The 25,976-nt window shown below is 59.0% G+C and carries 27 protein-coding genes; 15 read left to right on the top strand and 12 right to left on the bottom strand.

Annotated features, from left to right (window positions below):
• Positions 1-283: helix-turn-helix domain-containing protein (locus ABIB48_RS15335; RefSeq protein WP_354213540.1), on the bottom strand; the 283-nt coding region annotated here is incomplete at its 3' end.
• Between the two features lie 308 nt (positions 284-591).
• Here ABIB48_RS15335 and ABIB48_RS15330 point away from each other — a divergent pair.
• Both ABIB48_RS15330 and ABIB48_RS15325 read left to right on the top strand, forming a co-directional pair.
• Positions 592-984, top strand: a complete 393-nt coding sequence (locus ABIB48_RS15330) for a LexA family protein (protein WP_245932082.1) — start codon at positions 592-594, stop codon at positions 982-984.
• Between the two features lie 12 nt (positions 985-996).
• Positions 997-2,331 (top strand): Y-family DNA polymerase, encoded by a 1,335-nt coding sequence (locus tag ABIB48_RS15325; protein WP_502914142.1) that lies wholly within the window; start codon positions 997-999, stop codon positions 2,329-2,331.
• A 735-nt stretch (positions 2,332-3,066) separates the two neighbouring features.
• On the opposite strand, the gene ABIB48_RS15320 is transcribed toward ABIB48_RS15325, so the two are convergent.
• Positions 3,067-3,651, bottom strand: coding sequence for a DNA-binding protein (locus ABIB48_RS15320; protein WP_354213539.1), 585 nt, complete (start codon positions 3,649-3,651; stop codon positions 3,067-3,069).
• Between the two features lie 168 nt (positions 3,652-3,819).
• Entirely contained in the window at positions 3,820-3,984 is a 165-nt protein-coding gene (locus tag ABIB48_RS15315; protein ID WP_170120905.1) for a hypothetical protein, read from the bottom strand.
• 291 nt (positions 3,985-4,275) lie between these two features.
• Here ABIB48_RS15315 and ABIB48_RS15310 point away from each other — a divergent pair, with 291 nt between their 5' ends.
• On the top strand, positions 4,276-4,758 hold the full coding sequence (locus ABIB48_RS15310; RefSeq protein WP_110105372.1) for an SRPBCC family protein: 483 nt from the start codon (positions 4,276-4,278) through the stop codon (positions 4,756-4,758).
• 712 nt (positions 4,759-5,470) lie between these two features.
• The gene (locus ABIB48_RS15305; RefSeq protein ID WP_110105373.1) at positions 5,471-5,962 is read left to right on the top strand and encodes a DoxX family protein; all 492 of its coding nucleotides are present in this window, start codon (positions 5,471-5,473) and stop codon (positions 5,960-5,962) included.
• Between the two features lie 152 nt (positions 5,963-6,114).
• On the opposite strand, the gene ABIB48_RS15300 is transcribed toward ABIB48_RS15305, so the two are convergent.
• A complete protein-coding gene (locus tag ABIB48_RS15300) occupies positions 6,115-6,492 on the bottom strand; it encodes a hypothetical protein (RefSeq protein WP_354213538.1) in 378 nt (125 codons plus the stop codon).
• Between the two features lie 286 nt (positions 6,493-6,778).
• Positions 6,779-7,201: an Hsp20/alpha crystallin family protein gene (locus ABIB48_RS15295; RefSeq protein WP_110105375.1), complete on the bottom strand. Its 423-nt coding sequence runs from the start codon at positions 7,199-7,201 to the stop codon at positions 6,779-6,781.
• Positions 7,202-7,369: 168 nt separating this feature from the next.
• Here ABIB48_RS15295 and ABIB48_RS15290 point away from each other — a divergent pair, with 168 nt between their 5' ends.
• Entirely contained in the window at positions 7,370-7,651 is a 282-nt protein-coding gene (locus ABIB48_RS15290; RefSeq protein ID WP_354213537.1) for a MerR family transcriptional regulator, read from the top strand.
• A gap of 913 nt (positions 7,652-8,564) precedes the next feature.
• Here ABIB48_RS15290 and ABIB48_RS15285 read toward each other — a convergent pair.
• Positions 8,565-9,002 (bottom strand): PLD nuclease N-terminal domain-containing protein, encoded by a 438-nt coding sequence (locus ABIB48_RS15285; protein WP_354213536.1) that lies wholly within the window; start codon positions 9,000-9,002, stop codon positions 8,565-8,567.
• Positions 9,003-9,084: 82 nt separating this feature from the next.
• Between ABIB48_RS15285 and ABIB48_RS15280 the strand changes: the two genes are divergently transcribed.
• Positions 9,085-9,429: a DUF4229 domain-containing protein gene (locus tag ABIB48_RS15280; protein ID WP_315914417.1), complete on the top strand. Its 345-nt coding sequence runs from the start codon at positions 9,085-9,087 to the stop codon at positions 9,427-9,429.
• Positions 9,430-9,484: 55 nt separating this feature from the next.
• On the opposite strand, the gene ABIB48_RS15275 is transcribed toward ABIB48_RS15280, so the two are convergent.
• The 3 genes from ABIB48_RS15275 to ABIB48_RS15265 all read right to left on the bottom strand — a co-directional run bounded on the left by ABIB48_RS15275 (position 9,485) and on the right by ABIB48_RS15265 (position 12,537).
• A complete protein-coding gene (locus ABIB48_RS15275) occupies positions 9,485-10,363 on the bottom strand; it encodes a 1,4-dihydroxy-2-naphthoate polyprenyltransferase (RefSeq protein ID WP_315914416.1) in 879 nt (292 codons plus the stop codon).
• A gap of 73 nt (positions 10,364-10,436) precedes the next feature.
• Positions 10,437-11,579, bottom strand: a complete 1,143-nt coding sequence (locus tag ABIB48_RS15270; RefSeq protein ID WP_354213535.1) for an AMP-binding protein — start codon at positions 11,577-11,579, stop codon at positions 10,437-10,439.
• A 13-nt stretch (positions 11,580-11,592) separates the two neighbouring features.
• Positions 11,593-12,537, bottom strand: a complete 945-nt coding sequence (locus tag ABIB48_RS15265; protein WP_110105644.1) for a 1,4-dihydroxy-2-naphthoyl-CoA synthase — start codon at positions 12,535-12,537, stop codon at positions 11,593-11,595.
• 362 nt (positions 12,538-12,899) lie between these two features.
• Here ABIB48_RS15265 and ABIB48_RS15260 point away from each other — a divergent pair, with 362 nt between their 5' ends.
• The 4 genes from ABIB48_RS15260 to ABIB48_RS15245 all read left to right on the top strand — a co-directional run bounded on the left by ABIB48_RS15260 (position 12,900) and on the right by ABIB48_RS15245 (position 16,783).
• Positions 12,900-14,387: a choice-of-anchor A family protein gene (locus ABIB48_RS15260; RefSeq protein ID WP_354213534.1), complete on the top strand. Its 1,488-nt coding sequence runs from the start codon at positions 12,900-12,902 to the stop codon at positions 14,385-14,387.
• A 385-nt stretch (positions 14,388-14,772) separates the two neighbouring features.
• Entirely contained in the window at positions 14,773-15,381 is a 609-nt protein-coding gene (locus tag ABIB48_RS15255; protein ID WP_315914413.1) for a GNAT family N-acetyltransferase, read from the top strand.
• On the top strand, positions 15,378-16,064 hold the full coding sequence (locus ABIB48_RS15250) for a tyrosine-protein phosphatase (protein WP_315914412.1): 687 nt from the start codon (positions 15,378-15,380) through the stop codon (positions 16,062-16,064). Before ABIB48_RS15255 ends, ABIB48_RS15250 begins: the two co-directional genes overlap by 4 nt.
• Before the next feature lie 44 nt (positions 16,065-16,108).
• The gene (locus ABIB48_RS15245; protein ID WP_245932086.1) at positions 16,109-16,783 is read left to right on the top strand and encodes a peptidylprolyl isomerase; all 675 of its coding nucleotides are present in this window, start codon (positions 16,109-16,111) and stop codon (positions 16,781-16,783) included.
• A gap of 78 nt (positions 16,784-16,861) precedes the next feature.
• Here ABIB48_RS15245 and ABIB48_RS15240 read toward each other — a convergent pair whose 3' ends face one another.
• Positions 16,862-17,359 carry a GtrA family protein gene (locus tag ABIB48_RS15240; protein ID WP_354213533.1) on the bottom strand — a complete coding sequence of 166 codons (498 nt, stop codon included), beginning with the start codon at positions 17,357-17,359 and terminating at the stop codon, positions 16,862-16,864.
• Positions 17,360-17,726: 367 nt separating this feature from the next.
• Between ABIB48_RS15240 and secA2 the strand changes: the two genes are divergently transcribed.
• Positions 17,727-20,102 (top strand): accessory Sec system translocase SecA2, encoded by a 2,376-nt coding sequence (gene secA2, locus ABIB48_RS15235; RefSeq protein ID WP_354213532.1) that lies wholly within the window; start codon positions 17,727-17,729, stop codon positions 20,100-20,102.
• Positions 20,103-20,173: 71 nt separating this feature from the next.
• A complete protein-coding gene (locus ABIB48_RS15230) occupies positions 20,174-20,740 on the top strand; it encodes a dihydrofolate reductase family protein (RefSeq protein ID WP_110105384.1) in 567 nt (188 codons plus the stop codon).
• Between the two features lie 10 nt (positions 20,741-20,750).
• Here the strand turns inward: ABIB48_RS15230 and ABIB48_RS15225 are convergent, their stop codons facing one another.
• Positions 20,751-21,509: a M50 family metallopeptidase gene (locus tag ABIB48_RS15225; RefSeq protein WP_354213531.1), complete on the bottom strand. Its 759-nt coding sequence runs from the start codon at positions 21,507-21,509 to the stop codon at positions 20,751-20,753.
• Positions 21,510-21,585: 76 nt separating this feature from the next.
• Here ABIB48_RS15225 and ABIB48_RS15220 point away from each other — a divergent pair, with 76 nt between their 5' ends.
• Positions 21,586-21,936 (top strand): hypothetical protein, encoded by a 351-nt coding sequence (locus tag ABIB48_RS15220; protein ID WP_146212997.1) that lies wholly within the window; start codon positions 21,586-21,588, stop codon positions 21,934-21,936.
• Here the strand turns inward: ABIB48_RS15220 and ABIB48_RS15215 are convergent.
• Positions 21,916-22,620: a hypothetical protein gene (locus ABIB48_RS15215; protein WP_354213530.1), complete on the bottom strand. Its 705-nt coding sequence runs from the start codon at positions 22,618-22,620 to the stop codon at positions 21,916-21,918. The genes ABIB48_RS15220 and ABIB48_RS15215 overlap by 21 nt on opposite strands.
• A 134-nt stretch (positions 22,621-22,754) precedes the next feature.
• Between ABIB48_RS15215 and pta the strand changes: the two genes are divergently transcribed.
• Both pta and ABIB48_RS15205 read left to right on the top strand, forming a co-directional pair.
• Entirely contained in the window at positions 22,755-24,842 is a 2,088-nt protein-coding gene (gene pta / locus ABIB48_RS15210; RefSeq protein ID WP_110105648.1) for a phosphate acetyltransferase, read from the top strand.
• Positions 24,842-25,975, top strand: coding sequence for an acetate/propionate family kinase (locus ABIB48_RS15205; protein ID WP_354213529.1), 1,134 nt, complete (start codon positions 24,842-24,844; stop codon positions 25,973-25,975). Before pta ends, ABIB48_RS15205 begins: the two co-directional genes overlap by 1 nt.
• Position 25,976: the final 1 nt, after the last annotated feature.

Below are 25,976 nucleotides of genomic sequence, written 5' to 3'. Positions count from 1 at the left end.
ACGCGACAATGCCGCCCTCGGCCAGCAGTTGCTTCCATAACCAGACCGTTGACGGGGTGACGTCAAAGACGGCGGCGATCTCACCAACCCCGGCGGCCTTCATCGCTGCCAGCTTCACCGCTGCCCAGCGGCGTCCGGCTTCATCGCCTGCATCCCAAGAAAAGGCCACCTGGCCGTGGAGGTAAACAGCCCCGCCAGTACCGTCTTTGACCATTGATCCGGCCAGGCCCAGCGGCACAGCATCCAAAGCCATCGCCACAGGAAGAGGAGGTTGAGCAGTCATAACACTCATCATTCCACCCTTCCAAGAGACCCGGTTTCTTGAATCTATTATATCGAATAACGGGCAAAATTAACAGGCTTTTATCAAGAAAAACCCCGAAAAATCGACGAACCCCGAACCCGTCACCAGAGCGTGTCCAGAGTCCTGAGTCTAGGAGCCGAGCCCTAGGCAGAGAACCAATCTCTGTTCCTCCGTCATGGTCGTTGTCAGTGGGTGGGCCTACACTGGATTAGTAGAACTCTATTTCTAGTAGTTGGTGTGTCATGGCTCATTTATCGAATGTATGTTTAGTAGACTTCGCGCCCCCTGTGGCACACCCTTTGCTGGCCCCAGTGTTGGTTGCGGCGGGGTATCCGTCCCCTGCTCAGGACTACTTCGATGGGACCCTGAATCTCAATACTCATCTGATTAGGGATGTCACGAGCACTTTCGTGGTGAGGGTGTCGGGGGATTCCATGGAGGGCGCTGGCATCAGTGATGGCGATGAGTTGATCGTCAATCGGGCGCTCACGCCTCGGGATGGGTCTATCGTGATTGCGATCTTGGACGGCGAGCTGACCGTTAAGCGTCTTCTCCTGAAGGCCGGGGGAGTGGTCTTACATGCGGAGAACCCCAACTACCCGGATATTGAAGTTCCGGACGCTAATTCTCTGACGGTGTGGGGCGTCGCTGAAACGTGTTTACATGACCTGCGGAACTAGGGCGGTGCTTTGATGCGTATCCGCACCGCTGACCCCGCAAGTCTGGCCTTGATGCCTAGCAGTGACTATATTGCTCTTGTTGATATGAACTCGTTCTATGCCAGCGCAGAACGGGCCTTCAATCCCTCTTTGGAGGGCATCCCCGTGGTCGTTTTGTCGAACAATGATGGTTGCGTGGTCACTCGCAGCGCCGAGGCAAAAGCGCTGGGCATCCCGATGGGGGAGCCGTGGTTCAAACTCAAACATCTTGCATCTGATGCAATTCCGCGCGGAAAGCGATTAGTGGCGCTTTCGAGTAACTATGAGTTGTACGGTGACCTGAGTTCCCGTGTGATGGAGTTGCTGGGTAGGTACAGTGCGTGGGTTGAGGTGTATTCCATTGACGAGGCGTTCTTGGGCGTCAACGGCACCCCTGTTCAGTTGCGCCAGCTGGGACGAACCATGAAGGACGCTGTTCGCCGGCACGTCGGCGTCCCGGTATGTGTTGGCATCGCTACAACGAAAGGCCTGGCGAAGCTGGCTAATAAGCTCGCCAAGCACAATCCAGACTTCGCCGGTGTCTGCCACTGGGAATCCATCCCCGAAGAGGTGCGGGATGGGTTGATGTCCAGGTTATCCGTGGTCGAGTTGTGGGGCGTGGCCACCCGCCTCACCAAACGGCTCAACGCCATGGGAATCCACACCATTCTTGATTTGAAGAACTCTAGCGCGGTGATGATTCGTGACCGCTTCTCCGTGGTGTTGATGCGCACCGTTTTGGAGCTCCAAGGCACCCCCTGTATCCCCATGGAAGAGGAACGTGTAGGTAAAGATCAACTGATCTTCTCCCGCTCCTTCGCTACCCCCGTGACCACGGCCGCAGATATGGGCCAAGTCATGAGCGCGTACGCCCAACAAGCCAGCGCCCGCCTCGCCAAACACGGCCTCCAAGCAAAAGTTTTGACTGCTTTTGCCGGTACGTCCCACTTCAACCAGGACAACATCTCCTACCCTTCCGTGTGTGTGCCGTTGCCGATGCCCACCGCAGATCCCGTACTACTCCACAAAGCCGCCAATAGCTTGTGTGAACGGATCTACGAGGGTGTGAAATACGTGCGTGCCGGGATCATGGTCACCGACCTACGCCCCACCGGTAACCAGTCACCGCTGGAACTCTTCGAGAACCCCCATGAAGAACGCGGCATAGGCCAGTTGATGGAATCCGTCTCTAAGAAGTACGGACGCGGAAGTATCGGCCTGGGAAGTGCAGGTCTCCGAGGCGGACCTGATTGGTCCATGAAACGCGACATGCTCAGCCCCCGTTACACCACCCACTGGGACGAGCTATTGCTTGTCAAAGCCTCATAAATGGTGCGGGGCGGGCAAGGGATGCATTCAGATGCACTCGACTTGCCCGCCCCATAGGGTGAGTTGCTGTGGTCCTCTCAAGCTGTCGAGGACCACCTACTACTGATACTGCTGGTGTTGCCTTGGCCGTCTCAAGCTGTCGACGTCCAAGTACTGCTGGTGTTACTGGTACTGCGGTAGTGCTTGTGTTGCTGTGTCCGTCTCCTACTGCTTGACGGCCTGGTACTGCGGTAATGCTGTGGTCCTCTCAAGCTGTCGAGGACCACCTACTACTGATATTGCTGGTGTTGCCTTGGCTGTCTCAAGCTGTCGACGTCCAAGTACTGCTGGTGTTACTGGTACTGCGGTAGTGCTGTGGTCGTTTCAAAGTGTTTGACGACCGGGTATTACTGCAACGGTGCTTCCCCTTTGACAATCAACTACAGCTACTTTCAGCGGGGGAACTTCCGTTCTCTTTTTCTTACGAGAAAAAATATAACCACTCTCTGGAATCTCGTCAAGTCGATTTTTTTGGGTGGTCTGAGTTTGCCCGCTATTCGCGATTGGCTCGGGGGCCGGGATACTGTCAGGCAGTGTGGGAACCTAGCGCCGGGCCGCTTCGCCCTTGAACTTCCCGCGAGTGCTAACTGGCTACCTGATAAGGCATCGTGCTCAGAGGTTGGACGCGGCCGCTGCCCCGGCCACAACGGCCAGATTCCCTCCATCAGCCGTGGACAGTGGCGGCTTCGGCGTGGCTTATTTCTTCGTTTGGTTGCTTGCTGGTTCTATCCGCGCGATGAGTGCGTTCTGTGTGTGTTGCAGGGTTTCGATGGTGGCGCGGGCCTCGGCGCCTTGGCTTTTCAGTGCCCCGATTTCCTCTGTATGCTTTCGATCCGCGAGGGCTAGTTGTTCCCTGGCCTCGGCGGCCGCGGTGGCGTTGTCACGGGCTGCTTGGTTGCTTTCTTCGGCTTGAGTCTGCAGTTCTTTGAGGGCTTCTTGGTGGGTGCGGGTTGCGGTGTCGAGGTCGGCGGCGAGTTCGTTGATTTCCCGGTCCTTGTGGGTTTTCTCCTCTCGCCAAGCTTTTTCAATGATGGCGTGCTCTGCTGTGGCGGTGTGGAGCGCTTCGGCCCAAACCGTGCCGGCCAAGTGCAGGGCCTGCTCAGTAATGGTCGCCGGGGTGGCTGCGATCTTAGATCCAGCGCTATCACGCTCAGTCCGCCATTCCTTCAAAAACCGGGTTGCGTCGGCGTTAGACACCCCGGCGGCTTCGCGCACGGTGGCGACCGTGGGGTTGCGCTCGGCGCTGATCTGCTCGGCGGCGGTGTAAACGCGATCTTTCACTGATTGTTCAGCTACGGGAGACCTCCTGTCTAGTAATCGTTGTAGTAGTCCTACTACGATTACTACTATTTTGAGCTTGCTCCAACACATCAATTTCAGGATCCGTCGTCCGTTGCCCGTGTTAGTGGTGGTGACGTGGTGAGGGGATTGTTAGTACCTCGGGAACGGCTACTTGGTGTCGTTGCTGGACATGGTCAAGGCAGTGACTCCGGTTAGGAGCACCTTGTGGGCGGCCGGCGTGTCTTGGAATGACTGCACTGACATCAGCGCATCATTGACCACGCCGGAATCTATAAGGGAGAGCACCCAGAAGCCGGGCAGTGCGGTAGCCATCACCGCTTTGGACCAAACTGCAGCGGGCCACTTCAGCTGCCTCTTCAGGGACCATCGCAGTGCGGTATACGAGCAATCAGTTGCTGGTGCCCTTGCGAACAGCCTTATTCATTAGCGGATTTCGTTGTGCCATTTTTAAGGTCCGCGAGGCTAGATGAAACGGCTAGGTGATCCCGATATGGCTCTGAGTAAAGTCTTGGGCGGTCATTCCTCTACCTGTAATCAGAATCTTGTAAGCGCGGGGACCCCGGGGACTTGTCATCCCTACACGGACTGCTACATGCTGGAGTAATGACTGATAACGAAGGAAAAATTACTGTTGCCCGCCTGTTCGATGCCCCGGCGAAGGAGATCTTCAAAGTACTGAGCAACCCTGCCAACCACGCAGAGCTCGATGGCTCTGGCATGGTGCAATCAGACGAGAAAACGGACAGAATCACCGCTGTGGGGCAGATCTTTACCATGAACATGTATCTGGATAAGCTGGGCGGTAACTATCAGACCGACAACTATGTGGTCGGATATGACGTAAACAAGCTTCTTGCCTGGAAAACAGCGAGTTCCGGAGAGGAACCCACTGGCTGGCAATGGGTGTGGGAGCTGGAGGCCGAGTCACCGTCATCCACCAGAGTCTCCCTTACCTATGATTGGAGCCAAGTTACGGACAAGTCTGTACTTGCACAGGTATCTTTTCCCTTGGTCCAGGCGCAACAGTTGGAGGGTTCGCTGGTAAAGCTGGCCGAAATGGTGGCCGGGCCACACCACACAGACTAACTACGGCAGCTGTTGCCTCATCCCACCGCACCAGAGAGCTAAGGCTAACTCCAACGGTGAGACCTAGCGACTATGCCCGGTCGGTGCTCAGCAGTCAGGCGGGATTTCCGAGGAAGAGATACACGGTTACTGACGCTGGTGGAAGTGAGAACACCACCTCCACCAGCGTGGGTGCGTTGCATCTACAACGTCACAACTTAGCAAGTAACGATAGAACGCGATATATCGCCTGCCTTAGATAATCATTATTATCGGGGGATCAGCACTCAGAACTTTAAGCTTCTTTGTTGTTGTCATGAATTTTGGTGACAAGCGCAAGCCGGAAAGCACGGTGAATTCTCTATGGTCAGGGATCTGTGAGATATGACGGTTCCACTGCGGGCAATGGAGGGTTGTGCTGAGACCTTCTGAAATTCCGTGCTTAGCACCTCTGAAAATCAGATGAGAGAACACCACTCCTGATATTCTTGCGTTCGTCTTGGGAAAATGACACACGTAGATGTTGGCGTTCTGCGATGTCCGCGGCTGAGTGGAAACCGCAGTCGGTGTCTCATAACCTAGTTGTCTCGAAACCCATAGGTTTAGAGGCAACTAGGTTATGAGACACCGCGCCCCTGAAGAGTATGAGCAAAGCTACTATGCTCATGAAATCAGCTCGTGATCCTACGACGCGCACCACAAAACCACGGCATGATTCTTGGGAAGGTTCACAATGACTGATCACGGCAAGTCATTCCTGGCACGACTCGTCGCGCCGTCGGGACGCACATCCACGCCACGCACGATCGTTCGTCTAGTACTGGGTGCAATTCTTGCGTTCGCCGGCGTCAGCCATCTGACAGTAGCCCGCGAGGAATTCCAGGCGCAGGTCCCGAAGTTCGTGTCCCTTGATGCCGACCTGGTCGTCGTAGCTTCCGGCATTGTCGAGATCACCCTTGGTGCGGCGCTGATGTTGCTCGCGCGTCGGCGCGTCCCTGTGGGGTGGGTGGTGGCACTGTTCTTTATCGCCGTCTTCCCCGGGAACATCGCCCAGTGGCTGCATGCGCGCGACGGCTTTGGGCTCGACACCGACTCCAAGCGTCTGGTGCGACTCTTCTTCCAGCCAGCGCTCATCGCGGTGACCTTGTGGTCAACCGGCGCTTGGAAAGACCGGCCCCGGGTTTCCTCAACGCACTCCGTCACTGCTCAGGACGACCGAAAGTAGCCGCGGAGGCATTCTTTGGGTCTGATCAAGGTTTAGTTGACATCTAACTTGTGACTTTCGGCCGATCCCGTCATTCTTAGCCCGCACCTGACCGTCCGCCCAATGGTTGTTTGCAGGGGATTAGCTGCTGAAGCCGGTCTGAGGGCGTGGCTTTAGAAGTCGTGGTCGTCGGGTCCGTAGATGAAGGCTTTTGCGTACTCGACTGCTTTTTTGAACGCCTGGTTGCGGAGGGTTATGTGCTGGGTTGTTTGGGATTCCAGATAGTCGATGCTGCCGGGGCGCAGTAGCCATATATCTCCTCCCGGTGGCAGATAGAAGGTAGCGAAGGAGCGGTTGCTTTCATCGTCAGCCCAGACTGGGACTACGGCTACTGCCGCTCCGGTGTCCACATTGATCCATTGCGCTCTTGGTAGGGGTTGTTCGTGTAATTCAGGGTCAAGAAAGGGAGCTGTGCCTTTGCCCCAACGTTGTTCAAAACGTTCGTTGAAGGCTGGTAACAAGGGAGAATCGTAACGACGCCATGCGCTCATCTAACTGCACCTCCTGGTGGCTGGTTCCCACTGCTGCAATCTTTTCGAATCCCTAACGCAACGCCTGTAGCCTCCGGATCAATATGGAGTGGGCTGTGTAGAGATGAGAAGCTTCTTTCATACCATTTCACTGCCTTAGCCCGTGAGGGAAAGCCCCCTATGCAAGGGTGATGGCTTCCTTGCGGGAATAGCTGTGAGTGGCGGTCCCCGGCCCTATGTCCGGGGACCGCCACTGTCTCTACCCTGCCGCCCGCCTCAGAACAGGAGCTGCCTGGTTTTTGGAAGGTTAGGCATTGATGGCTTCGTACTCCTTTTCGTTGGTGGTGATGGAGATTTTGCGTGGTTTGGCTCTCTCGGCAACGGGAATGCGGAGGGTCAGCACGCCACTGTCATAGCTGGCTTGGATTTGCTCCGTATCCAGATTTTCACCGAGGACCAGTTGCCGGCTAAACACCCCGCGTGGCCGTTCGGATGCCAGCATTTCCAGTTTCCCGTCCAAGGCTGGCCGTTCAGCCCTGACCGTCACGACATTGCGTTCTACATCTAGGTTGATCGAGTCCGGGCTCACCCCGGGTAGATCAAACTCAACTTCGAAGGTGTCCCCATCACGCCAAGCATCCATGGGCATGGCTGCGGGCCTGTTAGCTGTGCCCAGAACCTGCTGGGCAATCCGGTCGAGTTCCCGGAAAGGATCTGTACGCATCAACATGGTTAGTCACTCCTTGTCAGTGTCACACTATTTTTCTGTAACTACCCCGCTTCGATCTGTGTTGGCGGGTATAGAATTTTTATAACATGACTGACACGCTGATGCAAGATAACTTTTAGTAGAACCTGATGGATCATTGAGCTGAACCATTGAAAGGGAGTGACGAAAGTGGCAGAAAATCCACGATCCCGCGGGGTGTACGCTATCTCCGTCGCAGCTGAGATTGTGGGGATGGGCCAGCAAAACCTTAGGCTCTATGAGCGCAAAGGGCTCCTAGTGCCGGGCCGCACCGATGGGGGAACGCGAAGATACAGTGAAGATGACCTCACCCGGCTGCACCGGATAGCCGAACTGCTCGCACTCGGACTGAACCTCTCCGGAATTCGCTTGGTTCTTGCCTTGGAAACCGAGAACGCACTCCTCAAGGCCAAGTTGTCCCACCGCACCTAAAGCACGTCATCCCCGATTCGGTATGGGCGTGTAATTCAGAAAAGTTTAGTAGCCTTGAGTCCGCAGTTTCGGTGACTAAACCCTGCAGTTCTGCCTCAGCGAAGGAGCCAGTGGCAGGCACAAGGGTGGTCCTGAACCATCCCCAACATATGACCTGACTCAGACGGACAAAATTGGACTTGACGAGACTTCAAAGAGTGGTTATATTTTTTCTCGTAAGAACAAGAGAACGGAAGTTCCCCCGTTCAAAGTAGTTGTATTTGGTTGTCGAGGGGGAAGCACCGTTGCAGTAATCAGTGGTCCTTATCAGATGGAGAAGACCGCAGCAGTACCAGTAATGCCGGGCCGTCAAGCAGAAGGAGGCGGATATAGCAATACAAGATATAGCAATACAAGTAGTGCCAGTAGTACCAGCAGTAAGTGGTCCTCGACAGCTTGAGAAGACCACAGCAAGAGCAGTATCAGTAATACCGGGCCGTCAAGCAGGAGGAGACGGATATAGCAATACAAGATATAGCAAGACAAGTAGTGCCAGTAATACCAGCAGTAAGTGGTCCTCGACAGCTTGAGAAGACCATGGCAGTGCCATCATTAGGTGGTTGTTGACAGCTTGAGACAACCACAGCAGTACCAGTAATACCGGGCCGTCAAGCAGGAGGAGACGGATATAGCAATACAAGAGTGCCAGCAATACCAGCAGTAAGTGGTCCTCGACAGCTTGAGAAGACCACAGTAATTAACCCTATGGGGCGGGCAAGAGATGCATGCGTGTGCATCTCTTGCCCGCCCTTCTTCATTGTGACTCTGAAGTGCTTTCTACCCTGGCGGGAATTCACGCGCTGTGAACCGGAGCTGGCCTTACCGCGAGGCACCCTCTGGAGACCGTTTTCTTCACACAGGAAGTGTGGGGAAGCTACTTCTTCGTTTCGTCGTTGGGGTGCTCTTCGCGGAGCTTGGCCTCACGGGCCTCCAACTCTGCCTTGAGCTTGCGAAGCCTCTCTGCCTCAAGCATCTGGGCCCTTTTCACTGCCAGGTTGCGCAGGAACTCGGGATCGTCGTCGGGCGCGGAGGAACGCGGGTGGTCGCCGGAAGAGGCCGGGCTGCGTTGGCCGCTCGAGGACGGTCCAAACTTGGTGGCGGCACCCGAAGAAGCACCCGAAGACGCAGAGGCGTATTGTGGGCGGCCGAACAGGAACCACAGCCCCACACCAATGACGTTCAAGAAGATGATCACCAGTACCCATGCAGGCTTGGGGATGCTGCGTACGTCACTGGGTTCACTGCGAAGGCAGTCAATGAGTCCGTACACAAACAGGACAACACCTAAAGTCAATGGAATGATATAGCGCATACTTCATTCTAGCGTTGTGCGAAAAATCGGGCTCGGCAGTGACGTAGGGCAGATGCCCAGCTTCAGCGGCTAAACTGAGAACGTGGCTTTCATCAAATACTCCCTGATCCGCGGCGTGCTCTTCTTGGCATTCTTCCTCATCGCCTACATGGCACTGAACTTCACCCCGCTCACCGCAGCCCTCATTGCGGCCCTGTGTGCGTTTGTGGTCAGCTTCTTCTTCCTGCGCAAGCAGCGTGACGGGGCCACCGCTATGGTTGCCAAAACCTTCGCCCCCAACGCCACCACCAGCCAGTCGGCCGGTGCCATGGCGGACGCCGACGCCGAGGATGCACTCATCGACGAAAACCCGGACATCTGGATTGACGCCGACCGCAAATCAGGCACAGCCACCTTGGACAAGCCCGCAGGCGCCGAACCCGCCTGAGCTGCTCGCGCAACGGTCCGCCCGGCTCAGCAGTTACGGAGCAGGGGCCGAGCAATTACAGCGCGGTCAGCACCATAGCCGCGGCGAACAGCACGCTGAATCCAAGATTGATCAGCCCAGTCTGCTGTAAGACAGGAATAAGGCTCTTGCGCTTCTTGCCCTTGAGCATCAACCAACTGGGCATCAGCATGAACGGCAGCAGTAGCAACACCAGCAAAATCCACGGCTTGGCTGGCACCAGAATCATCATGAGCACCAGCGGCAACACCAGCATCACCACATAGCTGAGCCGCGCGTTCTTATCGCCCAGCCGCACCGCCAGAGTCCGCTTGCCCACCTCCGTGTCAGTGGGAATGTCACGGACATTGTTGGCCATCAAAAGTGCGACGGCGATCAGTCCAGTGCCGATTGAGCCCAACACTGCCGCCGTACTCACCTGCCCGGCCTGGGTGAAGGTGGTACCCAACGTTGCCACAGGGCCGAAGAAAATGAACACAAAAACATCTCCCAACCCCATATAGCCGTAGGGGTTCTTGCCGCCGGTGTACCCCCACGCAGCCAGAACCGCGCCGGCGCCCACCAACAACAGCCACCACGCTTGGGACAACAACACCAGGGCCAACCCGGCAACCATGGCCAGTCCCAGCGCCGCAAACGCCGCCATCTTCACATGCGAGGCCTTCGCAACCCCACTGCCCACCAGGCGCAACGGACCTACCCGGACCTCGTCCGTGCCGCGGATGCCATCGGAATAATCATTGGCGTAGTTCACCCCGATCTGCAGCAACAACGCCACCAGGGCGGCCAAGACGGCGCGCCCCCAGTGCAGAGCACCCAAATCGTAGGCTGCGCCAGTACCGATGATTACGGGGGCAATTGCCATGGGAAGGGTCCTCAGCCGGGCCCCGGCAATCCATTGACCCACAGTGGCCACAGCGTTACTCCTTATATAGATAAAAAAGTCAGCGGGCCAGAGAGCCCTACGTTAATTCTGCCTCTTTCCGCGCTCAGGCGGAGCGGGAGGCTTCGGTCAGTGCCGCCAAAATGGCGCGTCTGTCAGGTTTTCCCGTGGCTAGCAAGGGCAGTTCGGAGACTAACACCACAGTCTTGGGCACTAAATGTGGCTCCAAAACAGCTGCCGCACCCTGTAATAGTTCAGACTCGGAGCAGGAGGCAACCACCATGGCGGCTACCTGCTGTCCCCATTCAAGGGAATCTACGGGCACCACAAACGCTTCGCGCACGCCCTGCACCCGGTGCAGCCCATTGGTGACAGCAGCCGCGGAAACCTTCAGCCCACCGGTGATGATGACATCGTCAACACGGCCCAGAACACGCAGCCGTCCCTGGTCATCCAACTCGCCCAGGTCTCCGCTTGCATACCAACGCACCATCTCGCCGTGGTGCTCTTCCTCGAAGAAGGATGCTTCGGTGAGGGCCGAATTTCCCAGGTATCCGGAAGCCACCACGTCCCCGCCAAGCAGCACCCGGCCATCGCGGATGGTGAGGTGCACGCCGTCGAGCGGGACGCCGTCGTATACGGCCCCGCCGCAGGTCTCAGACATGCCGTAGGTGGTCACAACCTTCAGCCCGGCACCGCGTGCGGCCTCAAGCAGCACCGGGTTGATAGGCCCGCCGCCGAGCAGGATCGCGTTGAAACGGCGCAACACGGTCAGCGTTTCGGCGCTGGGATTTCTCAACAGGCGGCTGAGCTGCGTGGGCACCAGCGAGGTGAAACGCATCTTGTCCGTCAGTTCCAAGGCGGCTTCCGTGAACGCCTCAGGGGTGAATCCGCCGCTCAAATCCATGGCCCAAGGGCGGGTTCCGGCGAACAGGCTGCGCACCAAAACCTGCAGCCCGGCCACATAATTCATAGGCAACGCCAACAGCCACTGCCCCTCACCCGAGAGCGCCATCGCCGTTCCCACGCTTGAGGCGGCCAGCGCATCCACACTGAGCAGGGTGCGCTTGGGGGTGCCTGTGCTCCCGGAGGTCAGTACGACGGCGGCAATCTCGGTATCGCTGCCGGCGGGCAGTCCCAGCTCGGCTTGCGGGATGAGGGCGAAGCTGCCATCGGGGGAAATCTGGACCGCGGGGCCCTCGCCAGCGAGTGCGTCTGAGAGTGCTTTGAGCAGGGGTTCAATGTTCATCAGGAGGTGTTTCCTAGAAGTAGTAGGGGAAGGAAGACCAGTCGGGATCGCGCTTTTCCAAGAACGCTTCCTTGCCCTCCACTGCCTCGTCCGTCATATAGGCCAGGCGGGTGGCTTCCCCAGCGAAGACCTGCTGGCCGGCCAGGCCGTCGTCGGCCAGATTGAAGGCGAATTTGAGCATGCGGATGGCTTGCGGGGACTGACGGGCAATATCAGCCGCGTATTCCAACGCCACGTTTTCCAAGTCTTGATGGGCCACGGCTTCATTGACGGCGCCCATGGACACCATGTCCTCGGCGGAGTACTCGCGGGCCATGAAGAAGATCTCGCGGGCCTTCTTTTGCCCGATCTGGCGGGCCAGCAGGGCGGAGCCGTAACCGGCGTCGAAGGAGCCCACGGTGGCGTCCGTCTGCTTGAACTTGCCGTGCTCGCGGGAGGCGATGGTCAAATCCGAGACCACGTGGAGGGAGTGCCCGCCACCAGCCGCCCAGCCATTGACCACGGCAATGACCACCTTGGGCATGGTGCGCATGAGCCGCTGCACTTCAAGGATGTGCAGGCGCCCGGCGCGGGCGGGGTCAATGGTCTCCTTGGTTTCACCCTCTGCGTACTTGTAGCCGTCGCGGCCGCGGATGCGCTGATCGCCGCCGGAGCAGAAGGAGTGGCCGCCGTCCTTGGGGGAGGGGCCGTTGCCGGTCAGCAGCACGGTGGCCACGTCAGGGGTCATGCGGGCGTGGTCCATGGCCCGGTACAGCTCATCGACTGTGGCCGGGCGGAATGCATTGCGCACCTCTGGCCGGTCAAAGGCGATGCGGACTGTGGGAAGGTCACGGACAATGGCGCCATCGGAGTCCCTTTCCACTTGCCGGTGGTAGGTCATATCAGTGAAGTCGAAGCCTTCCACCACGCGCCACCGGGTGGGATCGAAGATGTCAGATACCTGGGGAGGAAGATTCATTGCATTCACGCTAACGATCTTAGCTGGGAGGGGTGCGTGATGGGGCGCGTCACAATGTGACGGAATGTGTCGATAAGTAAAGTTGATGGATTTTCAAAAAAGCTGTCAGCGGGTGACGTGCGCGCTACTGGCCAAATAGCTAGTTTAGCGAATGTTGCTTGCCCGAATGGTCAGGGTGGGCCATTATCAATCAATATCGAACAAGTTCAATCCTCCCTGCTTGACGTTGTTTCAGCCCGAACGCTCAGCGATCTGCGGGAGAAGATGGACTGAGGTGCGCTTCATGGTCCTTTTGGATAGTTTCAAATATGTTACCCACGAGTACGGGGTGTCATGGTTGCAAACAATTGGGGTTGAGAATTTTGAAAAAAAGTAGTTCGAGTTCCGTCAGGGGCTCAGCCATTCTGGCCGCGTCCGCATTGGCGGCAGCGTTGACTGTGGGCGGATTCTTGGCAGTGATTCCCACGGCAAATGCTGACGGCGGGTTTGCCTGCCCGGAGAACATGCCCGGGCTGGGCAACGGTGCGGTGGAAGGGTTTGACAACAACACCAATATTTTTGTTGGCGGCAACTTCACGGTGTCTGAGAAGGCAGCTGAAGCTGAAGGGCTCGTTGTGGTCATGGGAGATGCCTCTTTTAATAAGGCTGATGCGAGCCGGTACAACATTGGGGTTGTTGGAGTTGGCTCGCAGATTAGACCTACACCCGGCGCGGATATGCTGCTGGTGGGCGGGGATGCAAGCAGCAACGGGACCACCCTTGACGTTGGATTCGGCACGGACCAAGGCGGGGCCGTACGTATTGCGGGTGCCAACAAAGTCCCGGCCGGGAAACTGGTCACAAATGGTGGCGAGTTGTCCGTTCCGGATGCCTCCGCAGTTTCTAGCCACACGGATTTCAGTGCTTTATTGAAAGAGCGCTCAGAGGCGTTCTCCGCCCTGCCTGACACCGGCACGGCCGCACTGGATGCTTGGTCCGCTGTGTTGACGGGCGATGGCGTCTCATCCCCTCAAGTCTTTACTGTGGATGGCAGCAAGCTGGGCACCGCCGCAATCAACCTCTCTCTGCAGTTCAAGGACATCCCTGCCAACACACGTGTTGTTGTCAACGTGACGGGCGTACCTACCGCTGGACTCTTCTTCAATGCCTTGTTGGATGATGCTGGCTCTGTCATGAGCACTAACGCCACAGCGCCGGAGGAGTCTCCGTTTGGTGCCATTGCGGCGCGGCTGGTGTGGAACTTCGAGGGGGCGGCCAATGTGAGTGTTGGCGGTTCGGCACAAATTCCGGGCAGCATCTTGGTGCCCTCCTCAGGAGGGACTACTGAGGTCTCTGCGTCCGGAACGAACGGCCGAATCTTCGTAGCGGGGAACTTGAATCACCGTGGAGTTGGATCTGAGATGCACGCTTTCCCGTTGCTCGGAGACGATGACTTCGGCTGCCAAGTAGACGTGCGCCCGACCCCGTCTCCGGCTACTACGCCTGCGACCACGCCGGCTACTACGCCTGCGACGACGCCGGCTACTACGCCTGCGACGACGCCGGCTACTACGCCTGCGACGACGCCGGCTACTACGCCTGCGACGACCCCGGCTACTACGCCTGCGACGACCCCGGCTACTACGCCTGCGACGACCCCGGCTACGACGCCTGCGACGACCCCGGCTACGACGCCTGCTAGTACACCCGCGACGACCCCGGCTACGACGCCTGCGACGACTCCGGCTGGCGAGGATGATCTGGCTCATACGGGTCTGAGTTCCACGAGCTCGGTCATATTCATCGGTGCCGCATTGATGCTGCTTGCGCTGGGCGCGTTCTCAGTACTCTCGGTCCGCCGTCGTCACTAGTTTCATAGGGCTCGGCATCTAAGAGTTGTAGAACAAAGGCCGGGCAGCGGTTACACCGCTGTCCGGCCTTTGTTGTATCTAGCTTTCAGCCGATGCAGAATTCATTGCCCTCGGGATTGGCCATGGTGAACTAGGATTGCGGCCTTTGGTAGGCCTTCCCCCAAAATGCGCTGACCCAACGCCCACACATGAACGCCTCATCGGAGGGTTCCACCTCTGCCAGCTCATGGTTTCAGACCACCAAGCGGCCAGCGTGTGCGGATTCGCCGTGCCGCGAAAAAATATGCGCTGCGCTGGGCTGGGTGGCGCATCAACCAATATGCGCATGGTTCATCAGTGTGAGGTACGCATAAGTTCAGGGCACGGCATCGGCTAGGGTTTTCCCATGACCGAGATTGCCCCAGTTACCCTCCGGGGTAAGTACGTAACGCTTGAGCCGCTGAGTCTGGAACATCATGAGGGTTTGGTGGCTGCTGCCTCAGACGGGGAGTTGTGGAACCTTTGGTACACCTCCGTTCCGAGGCCAGAGGCAATGAGCCAGGAGATTCAGCGGCGTCTTGCCCTCCAAGAGGTCGGCTCCATGCTGCCGTTCACCATAAGACTCAACGATCCGGAGACGGGAGAGCCTGGGCAGGTCATCGGCATGACTACCTACATGAACATTGACGCAGGCGTGCCTCGCTTGGAGATTGGCTCCACGTGGAATGCCGCGAGCGTGCAAGGTAGCGGCACCAACCCAGACGCCAAGCGGCTGCTTCTAGGGCACGCCTTTGAAAGTCTGGGCTGTGTGGCCGTTGAATTCCGCACGCACTGGATGAACATGCAATCACGCGAAGCCATTGCCCGGCTCGGCGCCAAACAGGACGGCGTGCTGCGCGCGCACATCCGCATGGCTGATGGCTCGTTGCGGGACACAGCGGTCTTCTCCATTCTGGCTGCCGAATGGCCGCAAGTGCGCAACGGCCTTGACTACCGATTGGCCAAAAAGCGGTGACTGGGCCGCAGTGGGAGGGGGCCGTCAATGCGCATCTGCTTGCAGGCGATATTTACCGGATGGGACGCAGCGAGTGGCTCACCGAACGTGGCTGGAGAGAACTGTACAGTGACGGCGTCCGTACCGTCATTGACCTGCGCAACTCTGGCGAGCGTAAGCACAGGCCCAGCGACCCGGTGGTGAGTGAGGCCGCCAAGGCGGGGTTCAACGTGGTCCATTCACCCACGGAGGACCCTGAGCATCCACGTTATCGGGACCACTTCCATCCTTATATGAACCACCCACGGCTCTATGCAGACATGCTGGAGATGTTTCCGGAACGGGTGGCGGCCGTGTTCAAGGAATTAGCTGCGGCAAAGGGCAAGGTGGTGATTCATTGCTCGGCCGGGCGGGATAGGACCGGGCTCATTGCCACGTTGCTATTGATGTTATTGGGGCAGGCGGAGTTGGCGGTTGCGGAGGACGAACGGGCCACACGGGGTATTAATGAGTGGCATTTGGTGGCCCCCGTGAAACATCCCTATGAACGGCATCTGGAGGCGGGAGAGCTCTCCGCGGTGGTGCAGGGGCGCGGGCAGGCTGTGGAGAATTTTGTTGAGGGAGTGAATGTTCGGGCGTTCCTTCTGGCCAATGGTGTCACTGCGGTGGAGATTGAGGCTGTGATTGCCCGCAGCCGCCGGTAGCGCTCTGGCGGGGGAGGGCCTGGATGTCTCCTAGACTGATCCGCATGCACAATCCCACATTGAAGAAGACTGCCAGTGCCAATTCTAAAAAGATGGTGGCGCTGATTGCCGCACTGGTGGTGGTGATAGTGGGCATTGTTTGGGCGGTGCTGGTGCTGATACCTGAAACGGATTCCAGTGGAGATCCAGACGCGGTGGCAGCCCCTGATGCTAGCAAGGCGCAGAGCCGTGAATGGACTGGAACCATGGAGTTCAACGGTGAAACCATGGATGTGACACTCTTTGGCGATAAGGCGCCGGCCGCGGTGGCCTCATTTCTTCACTTGGCCGAGACGGACTTCTTTTCCGGTACCACCTGCCACCGACTGACCACGGGCGGCTTCGATATTTTGCAGTGCGGTGACCCCACCGCCACAGGCGCCGGTGGGCCTGGCTACGAGTTTGGCCCCATTGAAAACGCGCCCTCGGACAATGTGTATCAACGCGGCACCCTCGCCATGGCGCGAACCAGCTCACCGAACAGTCACGGTAGTCAGTTCTTCATTGTCTACGGGGACACCAGCATTGGCCGGGACGCCGCCGGGGGATACACGGTATTTGGTGAAGTGAACGGCGGCTTAGATGCTGTGGAAAAAGTAGCTGACCAAGGAACATCAAATGGTCAGCAAGACGGGCCGCCCGCAGCCCCCGCCGTGTTGGGGACCATGCGTTTCGAGTAGGAGGGGCTGGCAGGCTCGGTGCTCAGTGTCTGGTGGTGCTAGCGGCCCAGTGCCAGGTGTCAGATAGCGCTGGTGGTGTCAGCGCTGACCTGCCCCGACCAGAGCCGGGCCTGATCCGCTCGGGACGGGTTGGAGCTTCTCGCCGAGCTCTTCGTTGAACACGAAGTACCTGTAGGCCAGGAAGCGGAAAATGGTGGCCAGAACCAGGCCCACCACGCCGCCGGCAATGAAGTCTGCCGTGAAGGTGGTGTATCCCAGAACATAGCGGGAGATGACCTGGCAGGCCAGCACAATGCCAAGGCCTAGCCCGTTCATCAGCAGAAATAGTGCAAATTCTTTCCATACCCGCTCGGAACGGCGGTGGCGGAAAGTCCAGTACCGGCTGGCGAACCAGGCGAACAAGGTGGCGATGATGGTAGAGACCACGCGGGCCTTGATGGTGCCATCTGACATGGGGCCGTGCCACAGTAACGTGTAGATCCCGTTGTCTATAAACCAGCCCAGACCGCCCACAGCGCCAAACTTAAGCACCTCGCGCCACAGCAGGGCAATGAGGTTGGACATTTTCTTAATCAAGCGAGGTCCTTCCGGCGATTCGGGAGTTCCGGCGCCGCCCTCGCCGCCAGTGTTATGCATCACAATTTAGCATTGAGACCGCAAAAAGTCGCCCCCGCAGCCCAACTGAGTGGCAAATGATCCTTTTGTGACGCAGCGCACTAACGGTAGGGCGCTGTGCGTGGGCGTGTCTGAGGTAATGGGGAGAGGTGGGGGCCAGAAACAGAGGAGTAGGCTGTGGCTGCCTTCGCAAAAGTACTGAGCGCAACCGGGCAAACGCCGCGGCACTGAACTTTCGCTGTTGCCGGAACCGCCGGTGAAACTACAGCCGGGGAGGGTACGTTGGTAGGAGCACCGGCTGGACCGGTTCCCAGAGACTCGAGGTATTTTGCGCCTGCCTAACAAGTTCAAGAACTGGCTCTTCAACGCCCCAGGGGTTGTAGACACCAGCGGCCTCGGTGGCGTTGTCAGCAAAGCCGTCCAACGTGCTGCTAGCCGTGGCGCCGCGCCCGAGCAGATCGAGGCGCTGCTGCAGAAGCTTCGTTCCACCGCCCCCTCTGGGAGCAGTTCCGCAGCCTCCTCTGGGAGCAGTCCCGCGGCCTCATGGAGCAATCAGGAACTCGAAGACTATTTATTTGCTGCCTCCGTGACAGCAACCCGGACCCTAGGCATGACACCCTTTGACACCCAGCTGCTGGCCGCCGCCAACATGCTGCGCGGCACCGTGGTGGAGATGGACACCGGCGAAGGAAAAACCTTAGTGGGCGCACTGGTGGCTGGAGCCCATGCCCTGTGCGGGCGCCGCGTTCATGTTCTGACCGTCAACGACTACCTTGCCCGGCGAGACGCCGCGTGGATGGGCCCGTTCTTTGCGCGTCTGGGTGTCACGGCGGCCGCGGTGACCGAGGACATGGAGTCGGAGGACCGCCGCCGCGCCCATGCATCCGACATTGTCTATGTCTCCGTCAATGAGCTTGGCTTCGATGTGCTGCGGGACCGCACGTGCACCGAACCGGAACAAATCATGGTGGCGCCCTTCGAGGTGTGCATTGTGGATGAAATTGATTCGGTCCTGGTGGATGAGGCGACGGTTCCGCTGGTCCTGGCCGGCCGGGCACGCAGTGAATTGCAGTCAGTTGACGTGGCGGACTTCGTCAAAACGCTTCACGCAGGCCGCGACTACACCATTGAATCCGACAAGCGGAACGTGTCCCTGACCGACGCCGGGCTAGCCAAAGTCGAGGTGAGGTGGCCCGGCGTCGAACTTTATTCCAGTGAAGGCACGCCGCTGTTTTCCTCCATCAACACCGCTCTGCATGCAGAGGTTTTGCTGCAGCGCGACGTTGACTACATTGTCCGTGATGGCAAAGCCCAGATTGTCTCCGATTCTCGCGGCCGGGTTGCAGCGTTGCAGCGTTGGCCGGACGGTTTGCAGGCCGCCGTGGAAACGAAGGAGGGCCTGAACACGACGGAGCAGGGCGAGGTACTGGACCAACTGCTGGTGCGGGACCTCATTAAGTCGTTCAAGTCCGTGACGGGTATGAGCGGCACGGCCGTGGCGGTTTCGGAGTACCTGCGCACGCACTATGAGCTGGATGCTGGCCGGATCGAATCCCACAAGTCGTGCATCCGCCAGGACCTGCCTGAGAAGATTTATGCCACCGCCGGGCAGCGCGATGCCGCCGTCATTCAGGCGGTCCAGGACGCCCATGCCACGGGCCAGCCCGTTCTGGTGGGCACCCACAACGTGGCCACTTCGGAGCGGTTTGCCACACTTTTTCAGGCCGCCGGCATTGACTGTCAGGTCCTGAATGCTCGCAATGACAGCGTGGAGGCGCAGGTGATCGCCCAGGCCGGGCGGCGTGGCACCGTCACGGTCTCGACCCAGATGGCCGGTCGCGGCACGGACATTCTGCTCGGTGGATCGCCGGCGGACCCGGCGGCGCACAAGGAGGTCGCGGCGCTGGGCGGCCTGTTGGTGGTCATCGTGGGCCGGTTCTACTCGCCGCGGTTGGACTCCCAGCTGCGGGGCCGGGCCGGGCGGCAGGGTGATCCCGGCGCCAGTATTATCTTCTCCAGCATGGAGGATCCCGCCGCCAATGGTGAGGAGGCGCACGGTCTAGAACTCACGGATGCTGTTGCCCAGGACTTGGACGACGCCGGACTGGTCACCAAGGCGGGCGTGTCCACGTTGTTGGACCGGGCGCAGCGGCTCGCGGAACAGGAACGCTTCACCACGCAGCAAAACTCGTGGAAGTACAACGAGTTGATCGCCTACCAGCGCAGGGTGGTGCTGGCCGAACGGGACCGTTTCCTGCGCACCCCGGGAGCGGCACTGGATGCGTTGGATGCCATTGCCGAAGGCCCCCGGCTGGATGAACTCCTCAAAGCCGTGGGGGAGGAGGAGCTGGCCCGCGTGTGCAAGGCCGTAATGCTCTTTGTGCTGGACGGGATGTGGAGCGATCACTTGGCCCAGTTGTCTGAGCAGCGGGCCGCGATCCACTTGCGGGCGCTGGGGCGGCAGAACCCGTTGGATGAATTCCGGCGCGAAACCATCAGAGTCTTTGAGGGCTTCCTCGACGACGCCCGAGCAGAAGCCCTCACCACTGTTGAAGAGCTGGACGTGGTGGACGGGCACGTGGACTTAGACGCGGCCGGAGTGCGCAGCGGCTCCACCACCTGGACGTATGTGGTGGATGAGAACCCCTTCGGCAACCCGGGAGACCAAGCCATTAAGTGGTTGTTGAAAAAGTTGGGAAAATAGCTTCCATCCAACGCCGTGACCCGTGAATACTTGAGAAAAACACAGTCACGTTCCGGCAGGAGACCCGCGCCATGGCCAAGCTCATTTACGCCACATTAACGTCACTGGACGGCTACCTCGAGGACCGCGAAGGCAGTTTCACGTGGGCCATGCCAGATGAGGAGGTCCATGGCTATGTCAATGAGTTAGAACGAGGCATTGGCACCTACCTTTACGGGCGCCGCCTCTACGAAACCATGAAGGTGTGGGAGCAGATCTACCACCAGCCGGAACAAAATTCCGTGATGCAAGAATACGCCGAAATCTGGCACGGAACGGACAAAGTTGTTTTCTCCGCAACGCTTGAAAGCGTGAATACGGAACGGACCCGCCTGGAGCGCACCTTTGATCCGGAGGCCATCCGCACGCTCAAGGCCGGCTCGTCCATGGACATCTCCGTAGGCGGAGCTAACCTTGCCGCCCACGCATTGCGGGCGGGGCTGGTTGATGAGATCCACATGTTCCTCTCACCCATTGTTGTTGGAGGGGGCAAAGCCATGCTGCCGCCTAATTACGCAACCCGGCTGGAACTGCTGGGGCAGCGCGCCTTTGGCAACGGCGTCGTGCATCTCCACTACACAGTCTCCAGTGCCGGGTGACTACGCGCGGCTAGCGGGCCAGCATTCCCCACACCAGCCATGCCGAGGCCGCGGCGGACCCGGCAATCACTGCCGCAAATCCGCTGAGCCAAATGAACGACGGCGCGCCTGTCGCCTGAGCCAGAAGGTAGGCATCGGAGCTGGCAAGCTGAGTGCGGCGGCGCGTATGGACGGCTGCCACCTTGAAGAAGTCGCGCACGGAGCCCACGCCCAGGGCTATTCCCAGTACCAAAACAGCCCAGCTGACAGTCCGCGCATCCGCGAACATGACAAGGGTTTGGGCTATGCCAGCACTCAGTAGCGCCACTACAATCCCCGTGAAATTGCGCAAAAACAACAACGCCACCAACAGGATCAGGGCGCCGATGGAGGCTGCAGCACCGGCCCAGCCAGCAGAAACAGACCAAACCAGTGCCAGCCCAACTACTGCCGGGGCCGGATAACCCCAGAAACCTGACCAGGTGGCACTGAAACCGCGCCGTCCGCTGCTCACCAGCTGGCCGGAATGGTCCAGTCCAATCTTTAGCCCGTGCACCACGCGCCCCGTCATGAGTGCTGCAAAGGCGTGGCCAAGCTCGTGCACAAACGTCACATAGAGCCCAAACCATCGCCACGTTACCCGCGGGATACTCACAATGACGGCAACGGCCACAATGCCGAGCAGGATTCCGGCAGGGACACTTAAAGGATCCGTGCGGGTGAAGCCTGCCAGTACCGCGTTCCACCAAGTGGACGCGGCATTTGTGATCTGTTGCGCTGCGTTGTTCATTCCTGAAGAGTAGAGCATCCAGTGCGGTCTCTTGGCACCCAGACCTCCTGCGGTGGTGCTCTGGCGAGGTGCGTCTTTGCCCCCTGAACAGGACTACGGGGATAAGCTGGCAGGCGTGAGTCACATCCCGAAAGCAACGCGCCGTTTTGAAATGACCCTCAGCAAGCCGAAGCTGGGCTGGTATCCCAGGCCCACGGTGGTGGTCAGTGGAGACGCTCAACCCGCCCAGTGGGGTACCCGGAATTGGAAAGTCCCTGAGGCGCAGGAGCTCACAGTCACAGTGTTCTTATTCAACCGGTTGTGGAAGTACGGAGAAGCGAGCTTTGTTCTGCGCCCTGGAGCTGACGGACCCTTTTACTACCGGGCACCGTGGTTGCCGTTCGGCCAGGGGCGGATCAACAACGCATCAGCTGCTCTTAGGAATTGAGCCCCAACGGCCCCAGCCGTACAACGCCAGGAGTCCTTGCGCCAAGAACAGGAAGATCAGCACCGAACCACCGGCGGAGAGCGTTGTGCCCACAATTCCGGTCAGCGAGGCCGCCGCAATCAAGAACCAGCCCCATCGGGACCGCTGTGCCAGGCCCAGCAGTCCCGCTGGCAGCAAACCAAACAAGAATCCGTTCAACGCCAGGACGCCCAGCACTCCAACGGGTGGCGTGCTGGCTGAAAATCTGAGGAAAATACTCAAGGTGGCTAGCAGCGATACGCCCGTATAGAGGATCGCCACGAGTAGCGGGAACAACAGATCCGAGGTTGCAAAGCGCCGCAACGTGAAGTCTCGGATCATTGAGTTAGCCGGCGGAAATTTTTGGAACATGAGGAGGCCGTAAACTCCCACACCCGCAGTCAACACCAGGGTAATAACAAGGCTGATCAAAGTCAGAGCCAGTACCACTGTAGAACCACCTGCGGAGCTCACATTGTTGATCAAAGCTGCTGCGCTTGCGCAGATGAAACCTGCCGCAACCAGCCACCAACCCAGCTGGTTCCGCCGGCCCAGAAGCGCCAAAGCAGCACACATCACGGCCACGCTCAGCACGTTCAAGGACACCACTATCACGCTGAGGGTTCCGGACGTACGGCAAAAAAGCAGATCGCTCATTCCATCCATGCCTCCACTCTAAAGGGGGCACTGAACTTTGCTTACTTCTGGCAAATAGCGGGGTGATTCGTGCCGCAATTTGCCTCAGAAGTCACTGGAGAGTGCTTGGATTGGGAGATACCCGTGAAAGGCGGAAAATGACCATGGCCCGTGGAATTTATGTCAGTGCAACCACTCCTGGATCCGGAAAAACGTTAGTGTCTCTGGGCTTGGCTGATGCCTTGCACAGGCGGGCGGACAGGATCGGTTTTTTCCGGCCCATCACCTCCGCAGCGGACCCCGAATCCGATCCCACCGTGGCCATGCTGCGCCGCATCTATGGGTTGAGCCCAGAGGTGTGCCGCGCCGGAATGAGCAGCTCAGAGGCACGCATGCTGCTGGCCGCCGGCAAACGCGAGGAAATAGATGCTCGCGCCGTGGAGATTTTCTCCGAGATTGCCAAGAACGCGGATGTCATCATTGTTGAAGGTACTGATCTCACCGGTCAGGATGCGGCTGTGGAATTTGATCTCAACGCCCGCCTGGCCAACAATTTGGGCCTGCCCATGCTGGCCGTGGTTGGTGCCCGCGGCTTGGCAGCAGCAGAGGTTGCTGACGCCGTTGACGTGGCCCGCAAAGAACTAGCCTCAGTGAACTGCTCACTGCTGGCCATGATGGTCAACCGGGCCGATCCGGCAAATATGGAAGCAATTGCTGCAGCTATCCGTCCGGGCCACAGCCACCGCCCCGTCTATGCCATCCCCGAGATTGACGAAATTTCCCGGCCCACAGTGGGGGAGGTGGCCGCTGCCCTTTCTTTACGCCAAATGGCTGGCAGTTCTGAGCTGGACCGTGACGTCCACGCCATCAAGGTGGCCGCCATGACCGTGGGGAATTTCCTCAGTCAGCTCCAAGCCAATGATCTGGTAATTGTCCCGGGGGACCGCGCCGATGTCATGGTGGCCACGCTGGCCTCCGCATTTTCCCCTGAATTCCCGGTGCCCAGTGGCATGATTCTGACGGGTGGGCTGGCCCCGGATCCTCATGTTCTAACGTTCCTTGCCCACGCCCCCTTCCCTGTTTTTGCGCACGACGGCGATACCTTCCGTGCCGCTCAAGAAGTGAGTGAAGTGCGCAGTGAAATCACTACGGGTCAACGGCGGAAGGTGGCTGCCGCCATGGGCGCATGGGCCCGCAGCGTGGATGAGAGCGAACTATTAGAACGCCTTACCTTGCCCCGTCCGGCCACCATGACCCCGCTGCGGTTCTTACACGAACTCATTGAGCGGGCGCGCAGCGAACGTAAACACGTGGTGCTCCCGGAAGGCAATGATTCAAGGGTGCTGGCGGCCGCCGAGATTTTGCACCGCCGGGATGTCTGCGAGTTGACGGTTCTGGGCTCTGTCAGTGCGGTGGAGGAACTGGCTGCCTCCCACGGCATTGACCTGAACGGGATTAACATTGTTGACCCGGCGCTCTCCCCGTTACGGGAGGCCTTCGCTGTTGAATACCACCGGCTGCGCGCCCATAAGGGTATTGACTTGGCCCACGCGCGGGAGGTCATGCTGGACGGCTCCTACTTTGGCACCATGATGGTTCAGCTGGGCCACGTAGACGGTATGGTTTCCGGCGCGGCCCACACCACGGCCAACACAATCCGCCCGGCACTGGAGTTCGTCAAGACCCGTCCCGGCGCAAAGATTGTCTCCTCCGTATTTTTGATGCTGCTCGCAGACAGGGTGCTGGTGTATGGCGATTGTGCCGTCAACCCGGAGCCCAATGAGGAACAGCTGGCGGACATTGCCATTGCGTCTGCGGCCACAGCCGCCCAATTCGGGGTGGAGCCGCGCATTGCCATGCTCTCCTATTCCACCGGCGGATCTGGCTCCGGCGAGGCTGTGGACGCGGTTCGCCGCGCCACGGAACTGGCCCGAGCTGCCCGCCCGGATCTGGCCATTGAGGGCCCCATTCAGTACGACGCCGCCGTGGATGTCTCCATTGCCGCCTCCAAGTTGCCGGCCTCAGCAGTGGCAGGGCAGGCCACGGTGTTCATCTTCCCTGACCTGAACACCGGCAATAACACCTATAAGGCGGTGCAGCAGTCTGCAGGTGCTGTTGCCGTGGGACCCGTTTTGCAGGGGTTGAACAAGCCCATCAACGATCTCTCCCGCGGCTGCACGGTGGAAGACATTGTGAATACTGTAGCCATCACCGCCATCCAGGCCCAAACCAGCCAAGTGAAGGATTTCTAATGCGAGTGCTCGTGATCAATTCCGGATCCTCCTCCTTGAAGTATCAGGTGCGGGATACAGACACCAATGAGGTGGCGGCCAACGGGCTGATTGACCGTATTGGAGAAGGTGCCGGCGGGCCCGCGGATCACGGCGAGGCGATGGATCAGGTAGCGGCTGCGTTAGAAGATGAGCTGGCGCAAAGGCCGCTGGATGCCGTGGGGCATCGAGTGGTGCACGGCGGGGAGCGTTTCAGCGAGCCGGTGTTGATCAACAATGAAATTACCCGTTCCATTGAGCGGTTGAATCCGTTGGCACCCCTGCACAACCCCGCGAACGTGCTGGGTATCCGGGCCATCGCAGCCAAGTGGCCGCACATGCCGCAGGTGGCTGTTTTTGACACTGCTTTCCACCGCACGCTGCCTGAGCACGCCTGGCGTTACGCGATCCCGGATGAGTTGTACCGCCAATACGGAATCCGGCGTTATGGCTTCCATGGCACCTCCCACCAGTTTGTGACGGGCCGTGCCGCCGAACTGCTGGGTGTGCCCGTGCACGCGTTCAACGCAGTGGTAGCTCACCTGGGCAACGGTGTTTCGCTCACCGCCATCCAGGGTGGAGCCAGCATTGACACGTCCATGGGATTCACTCCACTGGAGGGCCTGGTTATGGGTACCCGCAGCGGCGACGTGGACCCGTCCATCCTCATTTTCCTGCAACGTCAGGGCATGTCAGCGCAGGATATTGACACCATGCTGAACAAGGAATCGGGGCTCAAGGCGCTCTTTGGCGATAATGACATGCGGGCCATTGTTGATGCGGCCAACGCCGGTAATGCCCGGGCCACGCTGGCCTTGGAAATAGCCTCCTACCGGTTGGCGAAGTACATTGGCGGCTACCACGTGGCGGTGGGAGGGGCTCAGGCGTTGGTGTTCACCGCGGGCATTGGGGAGAACTCCGCAGACTTCCGTGCACTGGTGGTCTCCCGCTTGAGTGCCCTGGGGGTGAAGCTCGACGGCGCCGCGAACCTGGTGCGTTCCAGGGAGCCCCGGGTTGTTAGCGCCCCGGATTCACTCATTCCGGTCCTGGTGGTGCCCACCGATGAAGAACAGGCCATCGCGGAGGCAACAGCGGCCGTGGTCCGCGGGAAATAGC

The organism is Arthrobacter sp. UYCu511 (assembly GCF_040547105.1).
Lineage (GTDB): Bacteria > Actinomycetota > Actinomycetes > Actinomycetales > Micrococcaceae > Specibacter > Specibacter psychrochitiniphilus.
The sequence above is the reverse complement of the archived record's forward strand: the minus strand, read 5'-3'. Positions and strand labels throughout refer to the sequence as shown.